Source organism: Niabella pedocola, from assembly GCF_021044425.1.
Classification (GTDB): Bacteria; Bacteroidota; Bacteroidia; order Chitinophagales; family Chitinophagaceae; genus Niabella; species Niabella pedocola.
On the sequence record NZ_JAJNEC010000004.1, the window covers coordinates 737,832 to 761,613 of the forward strand.

Consider the following 23,782-nt stretch of genomic DNA (forward strand, 5'->3'; position numbering starts at 1 on the left):
CATTTTGAACGGCTTTTTCCTGAAATTTGCATTTAACAGCATCGGATGCAATGTTCCGGGTAGCAGCACAGCACCGGTTCCGGAGGGCAGTATACTTATTCAGTACAAGGGCTGCTGTGCTCATTCCTGGTGGCCTGAAATAAAAGACGGTATTCAACATTATGCAAAAAGTACTCATTCTTGAAGACGATCCTGAGCTGGTAGAGCTGCTGGAGATCCACTTAAAAGACCTCGGTTGCGATATCACCGCGGTAAGCAACGGGCAGGAAGGTTTGCAAACGGCAAAGGACCGCCGCTTTGATCTCATCATTCTGGACGTAATGCTTCCCGGCTTAAACGGTATGGAAGTATGCAGGAGGCTCCGGCAAACGGACCGGCATACACCGATCCTGATGCTGACTGCCCTGTCGGAAGAGATCGACAAAGTGATGGGATTGGAAACCGGCGCTGATGATTATCTTACCAAGCCCTTCAGCATACGGGAATTTATTGCCCGTGTAAAAGTAATTTTCAGGCGGAATGAAGAATCCGCCCCTTCGGACATTGCCCCCACCCTGTCTGCTGTCATCCGGTTCGACGGGCTTGTGATCGATCGCGACAAACGGAAGGTTACGCTGAACGAACTCCGGGTAGATCTTTCTCCAAAAGAGTTTGAGCTGCTGGTATTGCTGGCCTCTAATCCCGGGAAAAGCTATAGCCGCAAGCGATTGCTGAGCCTGGTATGGGGCTACGATTTTGAAGGATATGAGCATACCGTGAACAGTCATATCAACCGCCTGCGGGGAAAGATAGAAGCCGATCTTTCCGTACCAAAATATATACTAACAACCTGGGGCGTGGGCTACCGGTTTAACGAAGAACTCTAATGAAAAAGGAAAAATCCATAAAGGGCAACTGGCTGTTCTGGAAGATCGCGGCCGTGTTTACCGTTGTATTGATCGTGCTTGGCCTTGTGTTTGTATTCATCGCCTCCCGGTTCTCCAGTACGTACTATACAGCAGCGCATCAACAATTATATGGCGATATCGCACAACACCTGGCTACCTTTACGCAGCCCATCAAAAACGGGAAACCGGATACCAGCGTTACGCATGATATTATCCATTCTACAATGGTAGCCAACCCCAGTGTGGAGGTTTACCTGCTGGATACGGCCGGCAATATCACCGACTTTGTGGTGCCCGACACTACGGTACAGATCCGTAAGGTGCACATGCTTCCCGTTAAAAAATGGCTTGCCGCTAAAAACGGGGAGCGCCCCATGGGCGACAATCCGAAGCAACCCGGGGAACCGGCTATTTTTTCCGTTGCACCCATCACCGAAAACGGCCAGCTATCCGGATATGTATACGCTGTGCTGGCCAGTGAAAAACAACGGGAAGTTTTATCCGCGTTAAACAGCCATTTATACCTTCGCCTGAGCAGTTCGATCTTTTTTGCAGCGTTGATGGTAGCCCTGATCGTAGGGCTGATCACATTTTTCCTGATAACAGACAGCGTTCGCAAAACCGCCGCCGTTGTACAACGGTTTAAAGAAGGCGATTATTCCGCCCGCATTGACGGAAACGCCAAGGGAGAACTGGGCCTGCTGGCTTCCACATTTAATGAAATGGCAGATGTTATTGTAAGCAATATCGACAAAATAACGGCTACCGATAAGTTCAGGCAGGAACTGATCGCGAATGTATCACACGACCTGCGCACACCATTATCCATTATGCAAGGATACATCGAAACCCTGACGATGAAGAAAGATGCGCTCTCTGATGCAGACACAGCCCGCTATTTGTCGGTAATTCATACCAGTGCACAAAAGCTATCGGTACTGGTTGAACAGCTTTTTCAATATGCCAAACTGGAAGCCAACCTGGTAACACCGGAAAAAGAACCCTTTTTCATCCATGAGCTGGCTTCCGATATTTTGATGGCGTATCAACTGAAAGCTGCGGACCGTTCGATTCGTTTAGACCTCGAATCGCCTCCCGGACTGCCACGCGTATTTGCAGATATTGCCCTTACAGAACGGGTATTTCAAAACCTGCTGGACAATGCCTTTAAATTCACACCGGACGGTGGCCATATCCGGATTCTACTTTCGCCCGCCATAACGGGTGTAAAAGTACAGGTAGCCGATACCGGCATCGGCATCGCCCCGGAAGACCAGGCCTTTATTTTTGAGCGGTATAAACAATTGGGAAAAGCATCCACGCCCAAAAAAGGAATGGGCATCGGCCTGGCTATTGTAAAAAAAATACTGGAATTACATCATACCACTATTGATATGATCAGCGAACCCGGCAAGGGCACCACGTTCCGGTTCGTCGTCCCCGGCTAGCGGTATGCTGCGGCCAGCACACATTTTTTATACCGCTGTCTTATGCCACAAAGTGCTACCTTGCGCAACCCGGGCACATCATTGCTTTTTATATCTTTGTGTTGCGCACGGACAATTCGTTACAGATGAAAAAAAGCTACTTAAGAAAATATCATAGTTTTTTGCGGTTTAAACGGAATTTCACCCGGTACAGCATCCGGAAAGCAAAAGGCTACGAAGTCATTTTACACTGGTTAAAAAGCCGCATGAACCGGACGCAGTTCCTTATCCTTTCCGGTATCCTCGTAGGCATTACTTCGGGTTTGGCTGGTGTGGCTTTAAAATCACTGGTACATCATATTCATTACTTCATCACCTATAAGATCCATTTTGAATACCAGATCCTGTTTTATATCATCTTTCCGTTCCTGGGTATTGTGCTCACAACCGCTATTGTGATCACCTTCTTCAAAGGTCAGTCCCGCAAAGGGATCGGGGCCATCCTGTATGAAATTGCACAGAATTCCAGTATTGTTTCACCGGTTAAAATGTACTCGCAGGTCATTCAAAGTGCGGTTACGGTAGGATTGGGCGGCTCCGCCGGTCTTGAAAGCCCGATAGCGGTTACGGGCGCTGCCATCGGGTCAAACTATGCGCAAACTTATAAGCTCAATTATAAAGAGCGTACCTTACTACTGGCGGCCGGAGCTACAGCCGGTATTGCATCGGCCTTTAATGCACCCATCGCCGGCATCATGTTTGCTTTTGAGATCCTGCTTACAGGCGTGGTATTTACCGACTTTATACCACTGGTGGTTGCAGCCGTCTGCGGCAGTCTCGTATCAAAGATCATCTTACAGGAAGACGCCTTGTTCCGGTTTCATGCAAGAGAACCGTTTAACTACCTCAACACCCTCTACTACCTGGTATTGGGATTGCTGACCGCCTTCTATGCCCGTTACTTTCTGCTGGTCAGCCAAAAAGTGGAGCACTGGTTTCAATGGATGAAGCTCTCTAAAATGCGGCGGGCAATGGTGGGCGGCGCATTGCTTTCGATCCTTTGCGTATTGTTGCCCCCCTTATTTGGAGAAGGATACGACGCCGTAAAAGCGTTCAGTAACGGACAGGCATCCGCCATTCTTCACAACAGCTTTTTCCGCTATTTTGATGTAACGCAGTGGACGGTGATCCTATTCCTCGCGCTGATCTGTATCCTCAAAGCTTTTGCTACCCCTTTTACCTTATTTGGCGGCGGCAACGGCGGAAATTTTGCCCCTTCTTTATTTGCAGGTGGCACACTGGGCTACCTGTTTGCACTGCTTTGTAAACTGGCAGGATTTGAGCAGGTGCCCGAAACCAACCTGGTACTGGCAGGAATGGCCGGAGTCATGAGCGGTGTGCTGTATGCACCGCTAACTGCCATATTCCTTATTGCAGAGTCCAGCTTCGGGTACGATCTTTTTATACCGCTGATGATTGTATCCGTAATTTCTTACCTGATCGCAAAACGCTTCTCCCCCATATCACCGGATCTTAAACCACTGGCCGATGAAGGAAAGATCTTTACCACGGCACACGATAAAAACCTGTTGTCACTGCTGCATATCGAAGACCTCATCGACAAACAGGCGCAGCGCCTCTCGCCCAATGATTCGCTGAGCACATTGCTTGAACTCGTTAAGACCGGTAACAAGAATATTTTCGCCGTTGTTGAGGCCACAGGGCAACTTTGCGGTGTGCTTGCACTGGACGATATCCGGCCGGTGTTGTTTGCGCCTGATCCCGGCTCCATAAAGATTGTATCTCTTATGAAGCCGCCACCTACCACCATACACATCAATGAGGATATGCTTCAAACGGTTAAAGCATTCGACGAAACCGGGGCCTGGCAATTACCGGTGGTTGATAATAACGAAACGTTCATCGGCTTTATTTCCAAATCCAATATTCTTTTAAATTACCGCAAGCTGATGCAGACCTATTCCGAGTAACAGTAAGCCATTTCTACAGGATAACAATGCAAAAACAATGAACATGGAAAAAACCAGGATCAATCTCGACCTGCTGCTACCGGAAATTCCGGATGAGCGCGACCGCTGCGTAGCCCGGATCATCAGCCATCTCCAGAACAAAAGAGGCATCGACAAAATACACGTTATTCCAGCCGGTGAAAACCAAAAAGCACAACTTTGTTTTCATTATAACCCCTCCGAAATTTCGCTGAACGAGGTAGAACAGATTGCTGAAAAAGCCGGTGCTGAAATGACCGAACGCTACGGCCATTTACTCATCAATACCACAGGCGTCCGCCATCCGCGCCATGCACGGGTTATTGAAGGCTCGTTGCGGAAGCAGCAGGGTATACAATTTGTTGCGGTGTCCGGCACCGGGTTTATCCAGCTGGAATACCAAAAGGACGTAACCTCAACTGAGGCCATCCTTCAACAAATCAAAAAAGAAGGACTCCGCATTCGCAATGTAGACGATTTTCATACCCATCCGCAACAAACCGGAAAGGAAGCACATGCGGCGCATGGGGACGACACCCACGAGCACCAGCACGGGGGCCTCTTTGGTGAGCGAACAGAGCTGTTCTTTGCGCTCATTTGCGGAGGCTTCCTCGGCGCAGGTTTTGGATTGTCCTTTGTAAACGGCATCACGTCATATATTCCTCTTGGCTGCTATATAGCTGCTTATTTTTTTGGCGGCTTCTATACTACCAAAGAAGCCATTGAAGGGATCCGCAAGGGTGCATTTGAGATCGACTTTCTTATGCTGGTAGCTGCCGTTGGTGCCGCCGTATTGGGGCAATGGGCCGAGGGCGCATTATTGCTGTTCTTATTCAGCCTGGGACATTCCCTGGAACACTACGCAATGGAAAAAGCAAAAAAATCCATTGCAGCCCTGGCCAGCCTGGCGCCCAAAACGGCATTATTAAAAACAGGCAACGACCTCAGGGAGGTAGCCATCGACGCTTTAAAACAAGGTGACATCATTGTAGCAAAACCCAATTCGAAAATTGCTGCCGATGGAATCGTGGTAAAAGGCAGCAGCAGCGTAAACCAGGCGCCCATTACCGGCGAGAGCATCCCGGTAGATAAAATACCGGTAGCAGATCCGGATATGGACCCGGAACGTGCCGGCAAATTGGAAGCGCAATACAAGGTGTTTGCGGGCTCCATCAACGGTGGTGCCACCCTTGAAATAAAAGTAACCCGGATCGCTGCAGACAGTACCCTTGCGCGACTGATCAAACTGGTGAATGAAGCCCAGACGCAAAAATCACCTACCCAGAATTTTACGGACCGGCTGGAAAAATACTATGTGCCCTCGGTCCTTATTTTGGTAGCGATTTTGCTATTGGCGTTCCTGGTTGTTGACGAACCTTTTAGCGCCAGTTTTTACCGGGCAATGGCCGTGTTGGTTGCAGCCAGTCCGTGCGCCCTGGCCATATCAACGCCCAGCGCCGTGTTAAGCGGTGTGGCAAGAGCCGCAAGGGGCGGCGTATTGATCAAGGGCGGCAAACCGTTGGAAGAATTGGGAGCCCTTTCAGCCATCGCATTTGACAAAACCGGAACCCTCACCAGAGGCCGGCCAACACTCACCGGCGTATATCCGCTTAACGGGATAACAGAAGAACAGCTGCTTGAAATTGTTATTGCAGTAGAACAGTTAAGCGATCATCCCCTGGCCGCGGCCATTGTTAAAGGCGGTACCGAGCGGTTGAAAAGAACGGTGCCTGCAGCAGCAAGTGTTACGGCCATCCAGGGCCGGGGTATCCAGGCCTGTTATAATGGGGCCGTGATCCTGGTAGGTAACAAAGAACTGTTCATCGAAAAAAACAACCCGCTTCCGGATGATATAACCGCCACCGCTGAATCATTGGAAGGCAAGGGCCATACCACCATGCTGGTGCAACAGAACGACCGGTTCATTGGTATCATTACCCTTATGGATATCGCCCGGGACGATGCAAAGGACACGCTTGCACAATTAACGCAGGCAGGCATCCGGAAAATGATCATGCTTACCGGCGACAACCAAAAAGTAGCCGAGGCTATAGCGAAGGAGATCGGTATCACCGAAGCCTGGGGCAACCTTTTACCCGAACAAAAAGTGGCCGCCATTGAAAAATTGCGGACTACTGAAAACAGTATTGCCATGGTAGGCGATGGTGTAAACGATGCCCCGGCCATGGCAAAAAGTACCGTGGGCATTGCCATGGGCGCCGCCGGCAGCGATGTAGCCCTGGAAACGGCTGATATCGCCCTGATGGCCGACAAACTGGGAAACCTCCCCTTTGCAATTGGCTTAAGCAAAAAAGCACGGCGCATCATCCGGCAAAACCTGGTCTTAAGCCTGGGAATGGTGGTTGTACTTATACCACTGACCATCCTGGGTATTGCAGACATTGGGCCTGCCGTGATCGGACACGAAGGATCTACCCTGGTGGTGGTGTTTAATGCCTTGCGTTTACTGGGCTATAAAAAATAAAGCGCAAAGCAAACAGGGCGTTCACCGATTTCAGAGATATGCCCAGATATAGCAACGTTTCCTATGCATAAAAAATTAGTGGTCATCCGGTTTTTTCGTGCGCAATAACAGTTGTATCCCTTCCTATAAATTCATTCACTCTACTTGCTTTTTGAGTATCTTCCGGCCCTATGCAGTCATTGGTCCATTATTTTTTACATTTTGTTTTCCCGGGTATCCTTGCTTATACCTGTTACCGGAGCAACTGGCTGAAGATCTATCTGGTATTAATAGCTACCATGCTGGTGGATATTGATCACCTGCTGGCAACCCCTGTATTTGATGCCTGCCGCTGCAGTATCAATTTCCATCCCCTGCACAGTTACTGGGCCATCAGCATCTATGTTATTTTACTGTTCTTTCGCAGAACGCGGGTCATCGCATTGGGACTGCTGTTACATATGGGCACCGATGCACTGGATTGCGTTTTCAGCCGGCTCCATTGTTAGCCGCTTTCTTCGAACACAGCCCGCTCACGGCACTTGCGGTACCTGGCGGCATCCTGCCGGTCTTACACATACGTAACTATTGTATGGCTTCATCTGGGAACGGCACTGCTTTGCCCGTTCTTTTATCAACCGGCATTTGAGCCGAGCGTTCCTTCAAGGTTCTGCCAAAAATCAGCGCCAGTTTTTTCACCTGTTCTTTTTCCACCTGCGCCAGGTCGTTGGTTTCCCGCAGGTCTTTTGAAAGATCATAAAGTTCAAAGCCCTGGGTACGCATCCGGTAAATCAGCTTCCAATGGTCATAGCGCATGGCCGTATAATAATTGATGCCCAGTTTTGCCTCTTCGTTTGTACGGATATTGATCCATTTATGGGGATAGTGAAAGATCAATGGGCGCGCTGCCGGTTTTTGTATGTTTTTTAAGAGCGGCACAAAACTCCGGCCGTCTACCTGCTGAACCGTGTGTACAGAACCTACCCGGGCCATTTCCAGGATGGATGGAAAAAAATCCTCTATGATCACCGGGCTGGAGTTTACGGTGCCCGCCCGGGTCACACCCGGCCATTTAACGATCATTGGTTCGCGTATGCCACCTTCGTAAACGGCACCCTTCCCCGAACGAAGCGGGGAGTTGTGTGTATTGACGGCCCCTCCCCGTTGATGATGATCCAGGCCACCGTTATCGCTCATAAAGATGACGATCGTATTACCCGCCACTCCTTTTCTTTGCAGGTAGTCCATAATATCACCCAAACTTTTATCCATCCCCTCCAGCAAACTGGCATAAGCGGCTTCAACACTATCCAAACCCGCGTCATAATATTTTTGAACAAAACGGGGATCGGCCATAATGGGCGTATGCACCGCGTACTGACACATGTTTAAATAAAACGGTTCCTTCCGGCGAATGGGGTTTTCCAGGGCCTTAAGCGCTTCCCGCGTTAGCGCCTCTGTTAAAAAAGTATGGGTATCATAATACTCCTCCAGGTCTGGAACGGCCTGCATCTGTGCTTTCCCCGGCATATTGCCATAGCGCTGTTCCGACAAATAGCTTTGGGGATGCCCGCCGGCATGACCCGCAATATTAACCATAAAGCCCAGGTTATAAGGGTTGGCACCCGGTGTACCGGCAGCGCCCCAATGCGCCTTGCCTACCTGTATGGTATAATACCCGGCCTCTTTTAGCAATTGTGGAAAGGGCGTTGCATAAGCAGTGTGCCCGGTACCCGGCACACTGCTTAATCCGTTCCGGTTCCAGCCCAATGGAGCAAACTGCTGATCACCGGCATCGGAATCTATATTCTTATCGGGCGATGTCCAGTTGGTGATGCGGGTGCGGGCAGCGTTCATGCCTGTTAGCATGCTGGTGCGTGAGGGCGTGCAAACCGGCTGGGCATACGCATTGGTAAACTTTACTCCCGTTGCAGCAAGCCGTTCCATATTGGGTGTATGATACCGACGGTTCAACGGCATTATACTGTCTGCAAAGGGAACCGATGTATCCATCCACCCCATGTCGTCTACCAAAAACACAATGATATTCGGCCGCGCGTTCTTTTGAGCCTGGCTGTTCGTCCCGGACAGGACCACCAAAAGCAGCAGGATGATTTTTTTTATTTGCATCTCGTTTATTATATAACCGCCCGGAGATGGGTCCGGACAGGCAGGGTATACTTTTCAGGGATCAAGATACAAACTGCTGCTGAATTATAACCGCTTATTTTTAGATGAAAACGAGCCTCCGTTGCGCCATTTCTATTGTTCGTATGCAGTGCCTTTCGATGCCTGTGCTTGCGCTGATCCTGCGGGATCTGGATGCGTGATTCATAAGCTGTGTGCTGCTCCCAACGTCCCTTCCAGGAGACGCCGGGAGAAAGCGGTTTGTTCCTTCCTCGCTGATTTTGTATTCGCGTTGCGGTGGTCACCGGCATTCCAACTGCTGTGGCTACTCCCAACCTCTCTTCCAGGAGACGCCGGGAGAAAGCGGTTTGTTCCTTCCTCGCTGATTTTGTATTCGCATCGCGGTGGACGCCGGCATTCCAACGGCTGTGTGCTGCTCCAAACGTACCTTCCAGGAAACGCCGGGAGAAAACTGTTTGTTCGTTCCTCGCTGATTGTTCACGTTGCGGTAGACGCCGGCATTTCAACGGCTGTGTGCTGCTTCCAACGTCCCTTCCAGGAGATGCCGGGAGAAAGCGGTTTGTTCGTTCCTCGCTGATTGTTCACGTTGCGGTAGACGCCGGCATTGTTCGGGTGGCTATGCTCTTTTCCCAACGCCCCTTCCAGGAAGACGTTGGGAGAAAGTAAGGTAAAGAAATTGCTTCAGCAGGATTCCCGAAAATCAAATCCCGAACTCCTGCGACATCGTACAAAAGTGGCCGTTGTTATTGCAAACCATTTATATCCGGTTTTTTGCAAGAACTGAAGGGCATTTTCAGCGACGTTAGTTCTCGTCTGGACTAAGGAAAACGGTCATTCATCGAATACCCTGATAACAATGGAACAATACGATTCACGCTTGCTATTTTTGTTATGGTTTAGAGGGCTAAGAGTGGGTTGCGTAATCTTTCCAGACCAACGTATTCCCCTCTTTTTTTTATTCATCAATAAGCAGTTTGCTTTGAATGAAGTAACGGCCACCGTTACGAGTCCTTCTTTTTTTTCTTTTCCGGTTCCTGAGACTCCGATACATCAAATATCTTTTCCAGTCCGCGGGTAGGCGTTGATACCGGTCCCCTCATTTCTTCCTGGGGGTCTGTTTTATGCAGGGTTTCCGGATCCGGCTTAATGGCCGGCTTTTCTTCAGTCTTTTTTTTTGCCATATACATTTATTTTTAATAACAATACTATTCCTGTATGAACACAAAATACCGGCCAGCTTTTGCGTAATACCGATACTCAGATCAATCCACATTGACCGATCAGCAGCCGGCAAAAAAGCCGCCGAAACAAAGCGGCCTGTAGAGCACTCCAGCGTTGACCGAATGCAGCCGGCACAAGCGCCCGGCACGCCCGGGAATCGTAATCCCATACAATCGTTTTCCATACAGGGTGTATTGCAAACCGTAATCATGTAGAAATACATCTACAAAACGAGCACTTTTTACCATACCGGCACTTGCATGGCAGCATCCTATCTGAAAAAGAGAGTGATACATTATTTTAAACCAGAGCAGTTGTATCAAGAGAAAAATAAAAGCATTGCCGTTTCCTGATCAATACCATTGTCCTGTTTTAATGCGATTCATACCTATTGTTTTTTACATACGCCCTAGAATCGCATGCCTGCATACAATCGGCCATATGTTCAGGTTATGGCTTCCGGCAATTGACGCAGGTTAATAAAGCAGCACCCTTTCGCTCATAAAAAAAATAGACCCCTGTGGAAACAGGGGTCGCAACCAAAACTAACTGCTTATGAGAAAATTAATTATCTTATTTTAATATTCCATTAAATTAAATCTTGTACTTTATAAACGCCGGTGCAAATTGATTATTGTGCCGTGAACGCAATTTTTAGATAATTTTTTACATTGAAACGTAAATTCCTGATAGATATCAACTAAAAAATCCGGAATTTTGCAGCCGATTATCTGATATGGAGCATTTTTTTGAATTACCGGTGCAGTACAAAGGTGAGGAATTGCTGTTGAAGGGCCGGCTTGTGACATTTGCCTATTCTTACAAGTTTTATGTAGTAGTGAACGGGTATGAGTTAACCTTTGAACGGGACGACGAGCAGGAGTTTCGCGTACTGAACGAAAACGCCGATGGCCATCCGCAAATTGACCCGGTGCTGGTAGCACAGATCGTAGCAGTACTTAATAAATTACAGTCGGTATAAATATATATTCATTCCGGTTTAGGGGCGCGATTGGTTTGTTGTCAGGGCTTTGGTGCATATGATTTGAACATTTTTCAATCTTTGTCTGACAAGCACAGTACGTAAAGATTTCTCCGCTACGGCCGAAACGACGGTAATCTTTTCGCTTTAGCAGCTGCACACAAATTTATCCGGAAGTAAGAACGCAGCAGAATGGTTGCGGAGCGCAATCATTGCATTGCCTGCGCCGCCTTCCACGTCTTATATTGCTCCGGGAGGCAGCGGCCGCAGGGCCGGTACCCGGCAGCCAATGCCTCGGCTTCATCCCCAAAAAAGACCCGGTTCGCTACTTTCATTTTCTTACCCGATGAGCAGCTCAGCAGCCCGTAGATCCGCGCTTTTTGATACCCTCCCAGCCGGATATAACCTTTACGGATCAGCAACCGGGTCTGTACGCCCCGCTCCGCTGCATTCCTTCCCAAATCCTTATGATACCACATGCGCTGTTTTTGATTAATTGAGCAGGCCCGCCGGTACGACCTGCTTCCAGCAAGGCCGTGTCGCTGGCCGGTTCACACTCAGCTTAGTCCGTCATGAAAAATGATTCCAAGGCTGTACCGGCTGCCGCTGTGCAGCGGGCTCACCCCATGCTTCATATTTACCCGGTAATATCCCTTGCTTCCTTTTACCGGGCGGAAGTTGGTCGTAAAAATGATCATCGCTCCCTGATCCGGCTGTAACACGTTTGCCTTGGATTGTGCCCGGGGTATCTGTTCGGTGATCACAAATTCACCGCCGGTATAATCGGCACCGGAACGGTTTAACATCAATACCAGCTGCATGGGAAAATAAACAGCTCCATACAGATCCTGGTGCAGGGTATTAAAGCCGCCCGCTCCATACTTTAAAATGAGAACGGTGGGTTGCTCCTGGCCCTGTTCCCGGCAAAGTGCTTTCATTTCCGGATGGGTGGCCGGGAACCGTGTATCCATCGCCAGCTCCTGCATCCATCGATTGGCCACCGGTACGATTTCAGTATATACCCGCTCCCGGAAAGCGGTAATCAAGTCCGGCAGCGGGTATTGAAAATACTTATATTCTCCCCGGCCAAAGCGATAGCGTTCCATTTGGATCGTTTTGCGGTAAGCAGCCTCCGTTTCATAGCCTGCTATCAGCGCCGCACATGCTTCTTTTGTTAATACATCGTTCACCACCGCAAATCCGTTGTCGTGCAATGTTGCAGTTATCGACGGCCAGTCTTGTGCGGCCAATCGCTTTTTTATATGTTCCATCATGCTGTTCATGCGGTAAAGATCGCATGGCAGTAAAAAGTATAAAACCCGGAACTTGCGCTTTTGAAGGAACCGGAAACCGTGTAACACCGGTCATTGACGCAATACGCTCCTATATCGTTAACGCAGTGGTCAGCAAGCCTGCGCTGTGAATATGGCAGCAGGCCGGTTTCCCGGCCCTTATGCTTATTGCCCGCTCATCATTGCCACCATTTGTTCCAGCGCGTCCTTTGCATGCAGCATTTCCGTATTGGCCAGCGTAAACCGGGTAACTTCTGAAGCCCTTTTCAGCATGCCGTTTTCATAATGGGCAATGGCCTCCTGAAGACTTACAAAATTGGAACCGGTTATACAACCAGACAGTTCAAAAGCGTCCTGCATTGCCATATTCACCCCTTCCCCCGCATAGGGAGGCATCCGGTGCGCGGCGTCCCCCAGCATGGTAAGATTGGGCCGGGCGTTCCAATGCTGATCCAACGGAAAATGATACTGCGGTCTTGGTATGAACCCCGCATCACCGTTTGTAAACAGCTCCAGCCAAACCTTATTCCACGAGCCGTAGGCCGTTTTGAACCAGCTGAAGACCTGTGTATGGTCACTAAAGTCAACACCGCATTCCTGCACCCAGGTTTCGGGCACCTTACAGCCGGTGTAAAAAGACAAACTACCCTCCCCTTTTGCGCTAAGGATCAGCGATTGTTCATTGCCGAAAGCAAAGATCTTTCCGCCCCTTACCAGGGCCCAAAGATTGGGTGCATGTTGCGCAGCGTGGTATACCTGGCCTTCCACAATGGTTACGCCGGAGTAGATGGGCGCAATTCCTGTAATGTAGGAACGGATCTTTGAGTGGGCACCGTCGGCACCGATTACGAGGTCTGCATATACGGTGGTTCCGTTTTTGAAATGCAATCGCCAGCCATCCTTTTCGTCCTCCATCGAAACAAAATGCCGATCCCATACAACGGTCCCGGGTTGCAGTGCCTGCAGCAGCAGGTTGCGCAAGGGCGCCCGGTCTATTTCGGGGCGACTATCCGTATACCCCGTTCCGGTAGCATGATCGTCTGAATAAATCTCCGCCTGTTCATCCAGTATCCTTACCTTACCAGCGTCCGGGCGATAATGCGCATAGAACGCTTCAATCAAACCAGCGCGCCGAAGTGCTTCCAGGCCCGACTCCTCATGCAGATCAAGTGTTGCCCCCTGCGCGCGGACGGCTTCATTTACATCCCGTTCAAACACCTGTACATCCGCGCCCTGCAGTTGTAAAAGCCGGGCAAGGGTAAGCCCCCCGGGACCACCGCCTACTATGGCGATTTTTTTATTTAGAAATAACATACCGGATACTTTTATTTTATGGCGTAAAATTATTCAGTACCAAGCGTTGTAAATTGTATAAATCGGTCGTTTTGGTTCCGGCTCAGTTCCTTTGGCAGTACACCGGAGCGCTTTTTTACTTCCCTGATAAAATGCGACTGATCTGCAAAGTTTTCCTCCGGAAACAATTTACCTGCCTTGAGGTGCTGAAAGGACGCCCGGAACCGGAGGATACTGCAGTATGCTTTTAATGAGAGTCCAAATTGCTGCTGAAAATAACGGTTGATCTGCCGGCTGCTCCAGAACACGCTTTCCGAAATCGCTTTTACGGAAACAGCCCCTTTGGTCCGATAGATCTGCTGGAAAAGCTCCAGCTTCCTGTTATCCATCTGGGGCGGCAATGCCGACCGGATTTTTTCTGTGGCCTTTTTACAAAATTGTTCCAGATCCTCCAGGTCTGCTGCATTAAAGCCCCAGAAGCCCGCGGGCAAAAAAGCCGCCGTATTCAGCAGCGGGGAAACAGACTGATGAAAAACATATTCCGCCGCCGGCAGTTTGAAACTGATGGCGCACATTTTTATGCCGGCTGCAATCATCACTTTATCGGGCAGGGTACCAATTCCCAATAAGGTCATGTGAAAGGGGGCTGTTATGGACTGCGCAAGAATGCAATCAATCCGGCCATCGGGCAAAATGACCACATCCTTCGCAGCACCGGACCTGTTTTCCAAGCGCCAAAAGCCTTCTACAAAATCGGCGAGTGATGGATCCGGCGCGATCCATTCGTATGCTACATCTTTATTCACGGGTTTTTAATAATTGACCATAGAAATGCGCCCGGCATTATCGGACCGGCATACAAATGTAAAAATTCAAAGAAACACCGGAATGCGATTATTCAACAACATACTAGTCTTTTAAACAAAGCAAAATAGACCTTTTCAATAAAATGCCGGGGCATACGGTGATGTAGTTTTGTTTAACAAGAAGAAAAAAAGCCCATCGATATTTGTTATCAGGTTATCGTTGAGCACCTTTCGCATTTTTCCTATGCTTTTAAGAAACATTCCGGGTATGCACCCACTGCGTTGCTGATGAACGGGCCGGCACTATAGCGAACCAATCCCGATTGATGCGTACCCGACAGACTGCACCATTCCAGGCAGGCTGAAACAACGTTTCCGGAAACAGCGCAACGCATGCATCACAGCCTACGCAGCTAAGACAATTTCAGTTTCTCTTCCTCCAGGTCCAGCTGCATAAGCTGACGCCGGATCACTTCCTCATCTGTCTTCAGATCCTTATTCCATTCATGCAGCCAGTCACGCTGCTTATCCAGCATTTCCAGGTATACATTCCGGCAAACCATATTCAGTTGTTCATTGCCGCTGAGTTCCTTTTTTTGCTTCCAGGCCTGGGCTATTTTCTGCAGGGCCGGTTGTGTATCTAATTCAACGGCATAATGCTGCCGGAGGTATTCCAAGCTTTGATCGGCCAGTTTCCGACTGAGCATTTTATGTTCGGCTTCGTGTGTAGGATGATGGTCCGGATCCTCCAGCTGCAACAGTTTTATAAACCAGGGCATGGTTAATCCCTGAACCACCAGTGTAAGCAATATAACGATAAAGGTAATAAAGAGAATCAGGTTCCGTTGGGGAAAAGGAATATCCGTTCCCGTGATCATCACCGGTATGGACAGCGCCGCTGCCAGCGACACCACACCACGCATGCCAGACCAGCCGAAGATAAACGGCCCCTTCCAGTTCCGGGGCGCCCCGGCCGTGGTAATATACCGGCTGATAAAAATGGTAAAGGCAATGGCCCCGTATGCCGACAACAAACGCCCTACAATTAATACAACAGTGATCAGCACCCCATAGCCGATCGCCTCCTTCATGCTCACCGTACCAAGCCCGCTGGAAATTGCCGGCAATGCCAGTCCGATCAGCATAAACACCAGTCCGTTTAGCACAAATCCCAGGGCAGACCAAACACTGGTAACCCGCAGCCGGCTGCTGCTGTTCATGATCCGGTGCTGGTGCGTAGACAGGAATAAACCGCCGCTCACAACCGCCAGTACGCCTGATACGTGTATCGACTCTGCCGCCAGGTACATCGCATACGGTGCTAACAGGGTAAATACCAGGTCGATGTTGACATCCGTAGGCAGCCAGCGGTGCATCAGGTAAAATACCAGGGCAACAGCCAGACCCATTGCAATGCCGCCCAGTATCACCCCAAAAAAGCTGAACGCAGCATCCCGGAATATAAAATGACCGGTTTCCACGGCTATCAGTGCAAAACGGAATACGATCAAACTGGAGGCATCGTTTAAAAGGCTTTCCCCTTCAACGATCGCTTCCAGCGCCTTGGGTACTTTTACCGATTTCATGATCGCAGACGCACTCACCGCATCGGGAGGCGATACAATGCCGCCCAGTAAAAAGCCCAGCGCCAGGCTGAAGCCGGGGATAAAACTACTGGCCACCCAGGCCACTACCAATGAGGTGAGCAGCACGATCAGGAATGCAAAACTGCTGATGATGCGCCGGAACCGCCAGAACTCTTTCCAGGAGGTTTGCCAGGCTGCCTCATACAACAGCGGAGGCAGGAAAATCAGGAAAATCAATTCAGGGTTGATCTCTACCACCGGGATGGCCGGAATCAGGCTCAGGAGCAAACCGCCCAGCACCAATACGATCGGATAGGCTACACGGATACGCTTTGCCAGCATAATGAGCAACATGATGAACAAAACCAGCAGCAGGTAAAAAGGAAACTGATGTAACATGCACTGAATCTACAAAAAACCAGGGAAACGAACACAAGGAACCCTTTTTTTCACTGCCGGCGGCAGGCAGGCAATGCACCCACTATGTTTTCCGGGATCCGGAATCTTTCCGGCAGCCAGTTGTTAAGGCAATGCGGTATGGATGAGGCAACAGCCCTGCCCTTATCGCCTCAAAAATTTATAGATCGCGAAACCCGCAGCCGCAAGTACAACCAGGCATATCGTGGACCAGGCAAAATAAGAAAAAGAAGGGGCAAGCAGATAGACCATATCCATAATCTCGTTTTTCCAAAACTAACCAATAAATCGGAATGCCCATCACCAGCCGGTGTGCAGCAAACCTGCGGATGCATCACCCCAAATTCCCGGAGCGTGCTGTGGCAGGTACCGGCAAGATGCTGCACGGCCAGGGCTTCGGCTTCATTTTCGGGCAATATGGCGATAATTGCGGGCATTTCATCGAATAAATTCAAACGGGTACGGAATCCGAACTACTTTTATCACGGTTTAGAGGGCTTAAGAGGGCTGCAAGATCTTTCCAGATCATGGTATTCCCTCTTATTTTTTTATCCCCCTGCCCCGCCAACGATCTGTTTTTTGAGCCATCACAGCGGAGCTATTCCATTAAAGTATTTATTGTTATCACCGGAGCGCGTTATATTAATTATTTTACCCGAGCCGGAAATATAGGATCAGGGCATTTCCGTCTATCACCATGCTGATGTATGCCATCTCCGTCTGATGGCTAAAGGATTGATTCCGGATCGCTTGTTTTAATACAGGTATCACCTGTAAAGACAGGACTTTCAGGCAGTCCGGTAGTTTCCGGAGTCCTTAATGGACTGGATCGTATGTAGCAGGTTCCTGTTTTCTGTTTTTGAGAAAACAGCAACCACATTGCTCTTCAGCATTTCCCTTTTCATATGCTCATCCTCACTGGAGGTGTAGCCAAAGACCTTGATCGTCGGAAACCGCTTGGATAAACGTTTTGCCGTAGACAGTCCATTCATAACCGGCATTTCCAGATCCAGAATACAGATATCCGGAAGCATCGAGGAGGTTTCGATCTGGCGGATCAGGTCCTGCCCGTTGTACGCCAGGCATACCAACTCGAGGGCCGCATTCCGGTTGATCAGTAATCCCCAGATCTTGTGCTGAACGGCACTGTCATCAGCAATTGCAATCGTGATCTTTTTTGATGAACGCAGACCACTGTCTGAAAGACGGGCTCCATCTTCGAATGACGGATTTTGCACGTAAAAATCAGCCTCTCTGTTTTTGTCCCGTGATACCGGTTCTGATACTTCCTGTCCCTTTTGTATATCCATTTTTACAAAACTTATAGGGTTATAACCTAAGCATAACCATTAAGATGCGATATTTTATCGCATGCATTTTAAACTTCTGGATTAGGGGCAAGAATGGGAGCGGCGGAAAAAGTGGCTACCGGACTGTATGATCCAAAAACCTACCTGTGAACAATGCACTCCCCTTTGAGCGTTACACCGGATTACGAAGCAAAAATCGTACCTGTATTTTTCAAAAGCGATATAATCGCCGATACCAGATGATTGGTTTGGAAACAAAACTATGCGCAACCCGATTGCCGGCCAAAAAAGGGCCTACAAAAATTCCGGAAATTTGTCAGCTTCCGTGCTCATCACAAAAAAAGGGGCGCTGATGCGCCCTCTTTAAACTGAAAATTGCACGACGAAAAATTTTTATTCCGGAACGACCGCCACCACTTTAGAAAAAGCCTTCGCACCGTCTTTATTTACCTGAACTACCCGTATATACAGCTTACCGTCAGCAGCGCTCAGTGTTTCATTTTTTGTACATCCCGAATAAAAAAGCGCTCCGCCCAACAATACGGTGAGGATACAGGATACCCGGCGCTTGCGGTTGACGCATGCACCCAAACCACCCATCGCCAGCAATCCGATACCCAGTACCGCTGCCAGTTCGCCTGGCCGCTCTTTGCTGAACCGGTAATGCAGGGCCTGTACAGCTGTTCCGTTTTCGGCCAGGGTTTTAACCGTTCCGATCGTAGTAAAGGTATTGCCATCAGCAGATGCCTCAATGTCAAAATGATCATTATCGGTTTCGGTTTCGGTGGTCCAGTTCACTACCAGTTCATTATTTTTAAACACTGCACTAACCAGTCCGAATGTTGCCGGCAGGGCCTGGGAAAACGTAACGGTATAGGTAGCATCGGCACTTCTTACGGATGTTCCGTTAACGGCATACCTGAAGCTGGTTGTTGTAGTGCCTCCCGGAGTACCGGGTCCCGGCGCGATGGACAGCAGCGCGGGGTCGTAGTTTGCAATCACATACCCGCCGGCGTCCATATCATCTACCGTAATTACATGCCCGCCATACGTAAGTATAAAGCCGTTGGTGGGCAGGCTGGTAATGGTGGCGCTACGCCCCTTCCAGTTAACCTGGGTGCCACCGGTTTCCGTATTACTGCTCCCCTCCAATGGTTTGTCGGTCAGGTTGGTGGCTACAGGTGCGCCCGTAACCGTTTTTGTAACCGGGTAAGCAACCGGGTCGCAGGCATTCACACCGGCAACATAAGCCGTACCGGGCAGCTGGCCGGTTGCTCCCGCAACCAGGGGCACGCCGTTCGCATCCACGCCACCGGTCAGCCGGAGGCTGACATTAAGATTGGCCGTGGTAAAACTGGCGGTGCCTTCAATGGCATCCGGACAACCATCGTTATCGCTGTCTGTATCAAACTTATTAAGGATCCCATCTCCATCGGTATCGCCGCAGTCCTGGAAATCGGCCCCAAATACAAAATTGCAATAGAACTCAGCTGCAAGGTATTTAAAGGATACACTGCTGAATGTTCCCATAAGCCGTACAATGGCATATCCTTCCCTTCCGGTGATCTGCCTGGAATTATCCAGCGTTACTCCTTTTGACCACTCAATCTGGATATCGTTGTCGAACTGGATCGGAACAGCAGTATTCCCATTTCCGATCGATGCGAATACCAGCACCGGGTTGGTCATCGGGCTGGCAAAGCTGAGGGTATTATTGGTTACCTGGGTATTCTGGATCGTAGGATTTACGCTGGGCACGCCATAACTTGAGGGAAAAGTTCCGGCGGAAAACAATGCCCCTGTAGCACCAATAGGCGATGAAGAAGTATAGGCATATCCGATCCCGTTAATGGTTCCGGTAGCCGTATACGGACCACCGCCCGGGTTACTGATGACGGGCGCGCCCGACCAGAAAAAGTTGGATTTGTTGCACTCATTCACATCCAGGATGCCATCGTTATCGTCATCCTGATCTATGGAGTTGACAATCCCGTCTCCGTCAGGATCATCACCGGGTCCATACTGGCTGTATAAAGGTGTGTTAAAGAATAAAACAATAAGCAGTGTAAAAAAACAGTTCATAAGCTTCATAAAATTTACTTTAGAGGTTTAAAATAGAGGCATCAGTATACCATATGCGATCAATGCAGCATATTTGGCCAGCCGGTTGCTTCAAAGGCAACCAAAAATAAATGAACGTTATTCCCGGCAATTGTTCCATGTATATCCAGTTTGCGTTTAGCCTTTATATTCCTGCTCCGGGGCCGGGCATTACATCCCGGTTGCCCCGGAGCAGCCGGATGGCGTCCAGCGATCGTTGCACATTCCCGATCTTAAAATTTGCAGTTTGTATTTTGGTTGCGACCCCGGGGTTTTGAGCTGTCGCTTATAAAAATTGTCGAAACCGCATACCTGGTTTTTTTGGACACTAGCGGTGAGCGTTCCGGACAACAGCAACAGCAATACTGCCAGAAATGAACTATTGCTCTTAAAAAAAGTGCTCATAAGCATAATTCAGGCTTCATGTGATACAAAATAAAAGATCCATCCTCCAGGAACGCCGCGTGAACACTGTGGCAATGTCCGTGCTCCGCCAAAGGATTATGGTACAACTGATTTATGGCAACTGCGGAGATTTCAAACTTTACTAAAGGGCGTTTGAAGTAATAGCAGGTGATCAATGACCGGGCGCAGGTGCGAAACTATCCGGGCAACCGGTTGTAAACAAAAAAAAGGCTACTAAAATTCCGGAAATCCGGCAGAACTGTCAAATCACAAAAACACAATTTATTAATAGTAAGCATTTTATAAAAACCAGAAATTCACAATACAATAATCAACCTTTTCAAACTGTTCCCCGGATACACACACTTATTTAAAAAGAAAGAGTCTTAATATCATTTAAAAGCCGCATGAATCTTTTATCCATCGGAATGGTGCAGGATTTTACCGGCCTACCAATGATGTATATCGGTAATTATAAAGAAGCGAGTAAAGAGATTGTCTGTTTTTATAAAGGCATTCGCTTATCACCGGCAAAGATGCGCCGGTTAACACAGGCAACCGGTGATGCCCGATCTGATGGGGATTTATTGAATCATGCACCCGTACGGTTTTATATACATGCCCAAACGCAATAAAAGCGGTTACTATTGCTCCTGCAGCTTCTCGAGGTATTTCACAAAAACAGAAGGCGTTAACCCCGTAAACGTTTTAAATACAGCCGCAAACTGGCTGTGGGAAGAGAACCCTGCGGTGACCGCAAGTGCGCTGATCTTGTAATGCCTCCATTCCGGGTTGTTTTTCAATTTTTCAACGATATAGTTTACCCGGAGTTCATTGATGTAGCTGGTAAAATCAGTCTTTTTATGCACCTTTATTAAATAAGACAGGTACTTGGTATTCGTGTTCAACCGGGTGGCCAGCGAAGAAAAGGAAAGTTCACTATCAAGGAACAGATCCGATTGCTGAAAATCCTCCAACCCCTTTAACAGTCTCCGCTCGGTTTCCTCGGGCATGATCCTTTTTTCCAGGGTGTTCAGACGATGCTTCGGGTTTTCCGTAACAGGCGGCAGCACGGCGGCCGGTTCCTGCACCATGGGTTTCCTATGTTCCTCCACAACCGGACTTGTTTCCTGTACTGCCGGCCCGTTTTCTTTTTTACGCAATTGCTCCAGGATGGTTTCAAACTGCGCCAGTTGCAAGTGCTTTTTCCGATGGTACCATACAAAAAAGGCAGCACCCGAAATCAGCAGCAATACGGCTGCCAGGATCATCCCTGTTTTTATATTACCGGCCTGCTCCGCCTTTATGCTCCTTTGTTCCAGCCGGCTATAGGTTTTGTCCAACAGTTCCGCTCTTTTATCCAGGAGCTCGCCGGTTACCGAATCTTTTTTTTCACGGGCGGCAGCCAGTTTTTCCGAGTCTTTTATCTTCGCGTAGTATTTTTTTGAGAGCGCATAAATCGCCTCCTTTATCTGTAAATACTGCGAGGCATCGGCTACCTGCTCCGCCTTATCCAGGTAATGCTTCACACGCGGCAGGTTTCCATTCTCCAGTTCCGTTTCTGCCATGCCTTTATACAGCAATCCGGTTATATAATCATCCGGTATTCCGGCGCTCAGCGCTTCCGCCCGGTTATAATGTATTAGCGCGGTGTCATAGCTCTTCAGGGTACGGTAGTTATCGCCCAGGAGGCGCTCATTATTTCGGAGCAAAAAATCTCTCTTCGCTTTTAATTTATTAAAACTTCCTTCCGCCGCTTTCAGGTATTCAATTGCCTTCCGGTTGTGCTCCCCATCCATATTGCTAAAAGCCAGCTCCTGCAGCATTAACCCCCTGGTGTTGTTGGCTTGTTCAGGGTCCGCAATTTTAGGAATAATTTCCAGGGCCTTCTCCGAATATTCGCGAGCTTTGTTATAGAGTTCCGTCATACGGTATAAACCTGCCAGGTATCCGTTTGCCCTTGCCTGCCAGGCATAGTTACCCGTTTCCCCGGCCAGCTTTTCCAGCTTTTGCGCGTACTCAATAGATTTTTCAATATCTTCCTTTTGCTGATACAGTCTTGCGATCAGCATCATACTGCGGATGCGAAACAGGACTTTGTGTGAGGCCTTGTGCAACGAATCTGCAGCAGCCAGTGCCGCAGGCAGATTTTTTGGGGCTATTTCCTTTGAAATTTCATCATAAACTTTATCAAAAGCGCTCGAATCCTGGGCCTGAACATTCCGGCAGAGCACCAGCATTAAAAAGAAGCAGCAAAACAACCCACGGCTATACCCATCGTTCCTCCTCCGGGCCTTTGAATAAAGATTTATCTGACCGGCGTTTCCGCCAGCCCGGTCAAAAACACCATTCCTGTTTCTTTGCCCCGGTAGCAAATATTCAGGACACCCCTCTTCACGGTAGTCTGCACTGTTCATCCGCAGTGATCATTTTGTTTGTACGAATAAAAATCTCCCCAATGTTATCGAATAAAATTCACAAAACATATAATTTTCAAATACAGCCAGCCAAATGTTTTATACGCATCCGTATACGCGCCTGGATCCGCCGGGGCAACATATTCGACGCGATTTGTTTTACAGCTATATCGGATCATCCTTTGTCCAGGGCAAATGCCGCAGGCACTTATGACCACAGCAGGCACAATTCAACCGCTCAAACCCCCACTTCATTACAGCAATTGGCTTATTCATACTGGCGGATAACCAATAACAACGGCAACCCGTTATTTTTATACGAAGCGTTTAAAAAACACCTGTAACATTTATGCATTTAAAAACAATACTGCCGGTACTATGCATGCTGCTGTTTGCATGCAGGAAGCATCCCGAAAAAAACAACATACCTACCGCACGCATCACCTATACCGATTTTACAGAGCGGCCGGTGCTCATTAAAGATGGTGAGCCGTCTTTTAAGCTGGATATCGACGGAGACGGCATCCAGGATTTTGCCTTTAAGGGCCAGCAGGTTCAGGAACCGGAGCACCGTTATACCTTTATTTACGTAGATCCGCTTACGGAGCATGCCCACCAGCAGGCGATCACCCTCCAGGCCTGCTCCTTTACCCGCGGCGCGGCCATTCATTTGCAGCTGGAAACAGGCAGCATGCGTTACTGGTCAAACTCAAGAGGGATACTGACAGAAACCGAACATTTTGCAGACCGGCAGGAACGCGATGGCCAGTTCCTTGGTGCCGCGCCCCTTTACCTGGCCGTAAAGGTGCTGCGGGATGGGAAAACCTACCTGGGCTGGATCGAACTCCGCCACCAGGTAGCAGCAGGCATTGACCAGGTCTATATCATCAAAGCTGCCATCAATAAAGAACCGGACACCGCCATCATTGCCGGCGCCTGAGCCCCGCTTGGGAATACGCCAGCCGGCAAAGGATTTACCGGAACTGCCGCCGCACTTCTTCAATTCAATGATACGGTT

The 23,782-nt window shown here is 48.9% G+C and carries 19 protein-coding genes; 9 read left to right on the forward strand and 10 right to left on the reverse strand.

Translation table 11 applies throughout. The features are described from left to right. Window positions 1-161 precede the first annotated feature (161 nt). The 5 genes from LQ567_RS06960 (at window position 162) to LQ567_RS06980 (ending at window position 7,296) form a co-directional block, all read left to right on the forward strand. Window positions 162-866 carry a response regulator transcription factor gene (locus LQ567_RS06960; protein WP_231003547.1) on the forward strand — a complete coding sequence of 235 codons (705 nt, stop codon included), beginning with the start codon at window positions 162-164 and terminating at the stop codon, window positions 864-866. Beyond that, window positions 866-2,335 (forward strand): sensor histidine kinase, encoded by a 1,470-nt coding sequence (locus tag LQ567_RS06965; protein ID WP_231003549.1) that lies wholly within the window; start codon window positions 866-868, stop codon window positions 2,333-2,335. Before LQ567_RS06960 ends, LQ567_RS06965 begins: the two co-directional genes overlap by 1 nt. Window positions 2,336-2,460: 125 nt before the next feature. Further along, complete coding sequence (locus LQ567_RS06970; protein WP_231003551.1) at window positions 2,461-4,305, forward strand: chloride channel protein; 1,845 nt, start codon at window positions 2,461-2,463, stop codon at window positions 4,303-4,305. Between the two features lie 43 nt (window positions 4,306-4,348). Next, the gene (locus LQ567_RS06975; protein WP_231003553.1) at window positions 4,349-6,808 is read left to right on the forward strand and encodes a heavy metal translocating P-type ATPase; all 2,460 of its coding nucleotides are present in this window, start codon (window positions 4,349-4,351) and stop codon (window positions 6,806-6,808) included. Window positions 6,809-6,978: 170 nt separating this feature from the next. Then, complete coding sequence (locus tag LQ567_RS06980) at window positions 6,979-7,296, forward strand: DUF6122 family protein (protein WP_231003555.1); 318 nt, start codon at window positions 6,979-6,981, stop codon at window positions 7,294-7,296. Window positions 7,297-7,372: 76 nt separating this feature from the next. Here the strand turns inward: LQ567_RS06980 and LQ567_RS06985 are convergent, their stop codons facing one another. After that, window positions 7,373-8,917, reverse strand: a complete 1,545-nt coding sequence (locus LQ567_RS06985; RefSeq protein ID WP_231003557.1) for a sulfatase — start codon at window positions 8,915-8,917, stop codon at window positions 7,373-7,375. 1,019 nt (window positions 8,918-9,936) lie between these two features. Then, window positions 9,937-10,116: a hypothetical protein gene (locus tag LQ567_RS06990; protein ID WP_231003559.1), complete on the reverse strand. Its 180-nt coding sequence runs from the start codon at window positions 10,114-10,116 to the stop codon at window positions 9,937-9,939. A 776-nt stretch (window positions 10,117-10,892) separates the two neighbouring features. Here LQ567_RS06990 and LQ567_RS06995 point away from each other — a divergent pair. Then, the gene (locus LQ567_RS06995) at window positions 10,893-11,138 is read left to right on the forward strand and encodes a hypothetical protein (RefSeq protein ID WP_231003561.1); all 246 of its coding nucleotides are present in this window, start codon (window positions 10,893-10,895) and stop codon (window positions 11,136-11,138) included. A gap of 209 nt (window positions 11,139-11,347) precedes the next feature. Here LQ567_RS06995 and LQ567_RS07000 read toward each other — a convergent pair whose 3' ends face one another. The 5 genes from LQ567_RS07000 to LQ567_RS07020 all read right to left on the reverse strand — a co-directional run bounded on the left by LQ567_RS07000 (window position 11,348) and on the right by LQ567_RS07020 (window position 16,514). Further along, a complete protein-coding gene (locus LQ567_RS07000) occupies window positions 11,348-11,617 on the reverse strand; it encodes an Ada metal-binding domain-containing protein (RefSeq protein ID WP_231003563.1) in 270 nt (89 codons plus the stop codon). A gap of 78 nt (window positions 11,618-11,695) precedes the next feature. Then, window positions 11,696-12,412 (reverse strand): 2OG-Fe(II) oxygenase, encoded by a 717-nt coding sequence (locus LQ567_RS07005; protein WP_231003565.1) that lies wholly within the window; start codon window positions 12,410-12,412, stop codon window positions 11,696-11,698. Between the two features lie 183 nt (window positions 12,413-12,595). Then, window positions 12,596-13,744, reverse strand: coding sequence for an FAD-dependent oxidoreductase (locus LQ567_RS07010; protein WP_231003567.1), 1,149 nt, complete (start codon window positions 13,742-13,744; stop codon window positions 12,596-12,598). 29 nt (window positions 13,745-13,773) lie between these two features. Continuing rightward, the gene (locus tag LQ567_RS07015) at window positions 13,774-14,529 is read right to left on the reverse strand and encodes a helix-turn-helix domain-containing protein (protein WP_231003569.1); all 756 of its coding nucleotides are present in this window, start codon (window positions 14,527-14,529) and stop codon (window positions 13,774-13,776) included. Window positions 14,530-14,942: 413 nt separating this feature from the next. Continuing rightward, complete coding sequence (locus LQ567_RS07020) at window positions 14,943-16,514, reverse strand: Na+/H+ antiporter (protein WP_231003570.1); 1,572 nt, start codon at window positions 16,512-16,514, stop codon at window positions 14,943-14,945. Between the two features lie 311 nt (window positions 16,515-16,825). On the opposite strand from LQ567_RS07020, the gene LQ567_RS07025 reads away from it, so the two are divergent. Continuing rightward, complete coding sequence (locus LQ567_RS07025; protein ID WP_231003572.1) at window positions 16,826-16,981, forward strand: hypothetical protein; 156 nt, start codon at window positions 16,826-16,828, stop codon at window positions 16,979-16,981. A 339-nt stretch (window positions 16,982-17,320) separates the two neighbouring features. Here LQ567_RS07025 and LQ567_RS07030 read toward each other — a convergent pair whose 3' ends face one another. Further along, complete coding sequence (locus LQ567_RS07030) at window positions 17,321-17,842, reverse strand: response regulator (protein ID WP_231003574.1); 522 nt, start codon at window positions 17,840-17,842, stop codon at window positions 17,321-17,323. A gap of 393 nt (window positions 17,843-18,235) precedes the next feature. After that, a complete protein-coding gene (locus LQ567_RS07035) occupies window positions 18,236-19,924 on the reverse strand; it encodes a hypothetical protein (RefSeq protein WP_231003576.1) in 1,689 nt (562 codons plus the stop codon). Window positions 19,925-20,754: 830 nt separating this feature from the next. Between LQ567_RS07035 and LQ567_RS07040 the strand changes: the two genes are divergently transcribed. Further along, complete coding sequence (locus LQ567_RS07040) at window positions 20,755-20,982, forward strand: hypothetical protein (RefSeq protein ID WP_231003578.1); 228 nt, start codon at window positions 20,755-20,757, stop codon at window positions 20,980-20,982. A 9-nt stretch (window positions 20,983-20,991) separates the two neighbouring features. Here the strand turns inward: LQ567_RS07040 and LQ567_RS07045 are convergent, their stop codons facing one another. Further along, window positions 20,992-22,764: a helix-turn-helix domain-containing protein gene (locus LQ567_RS07045; RefSeq protein WP_231003580.1), complete on the reverse strand. Its 1,773-nt coding sequence runs from the start codon at window positions 22,762-22,764 to the stop codon at window positions 20,992-20,994. A gap of 349 nt (window positions 22,765-23,113) precedes the next feature. Between LQ567_RS07045 and LQ567_RS07050 the strand changes: the two genes are divergently transcribed. Then, entirely contained in the window at window positions 23,114-23,704 is a 591-nt protein-coding gene (locus LQ567_RS07050) for a hypothetical protein (protein WP_231003582.1), read from the forward strand. The last annotated feature ends 78 nt before the right edge of the window (window positions 23,705-23,782 follow it).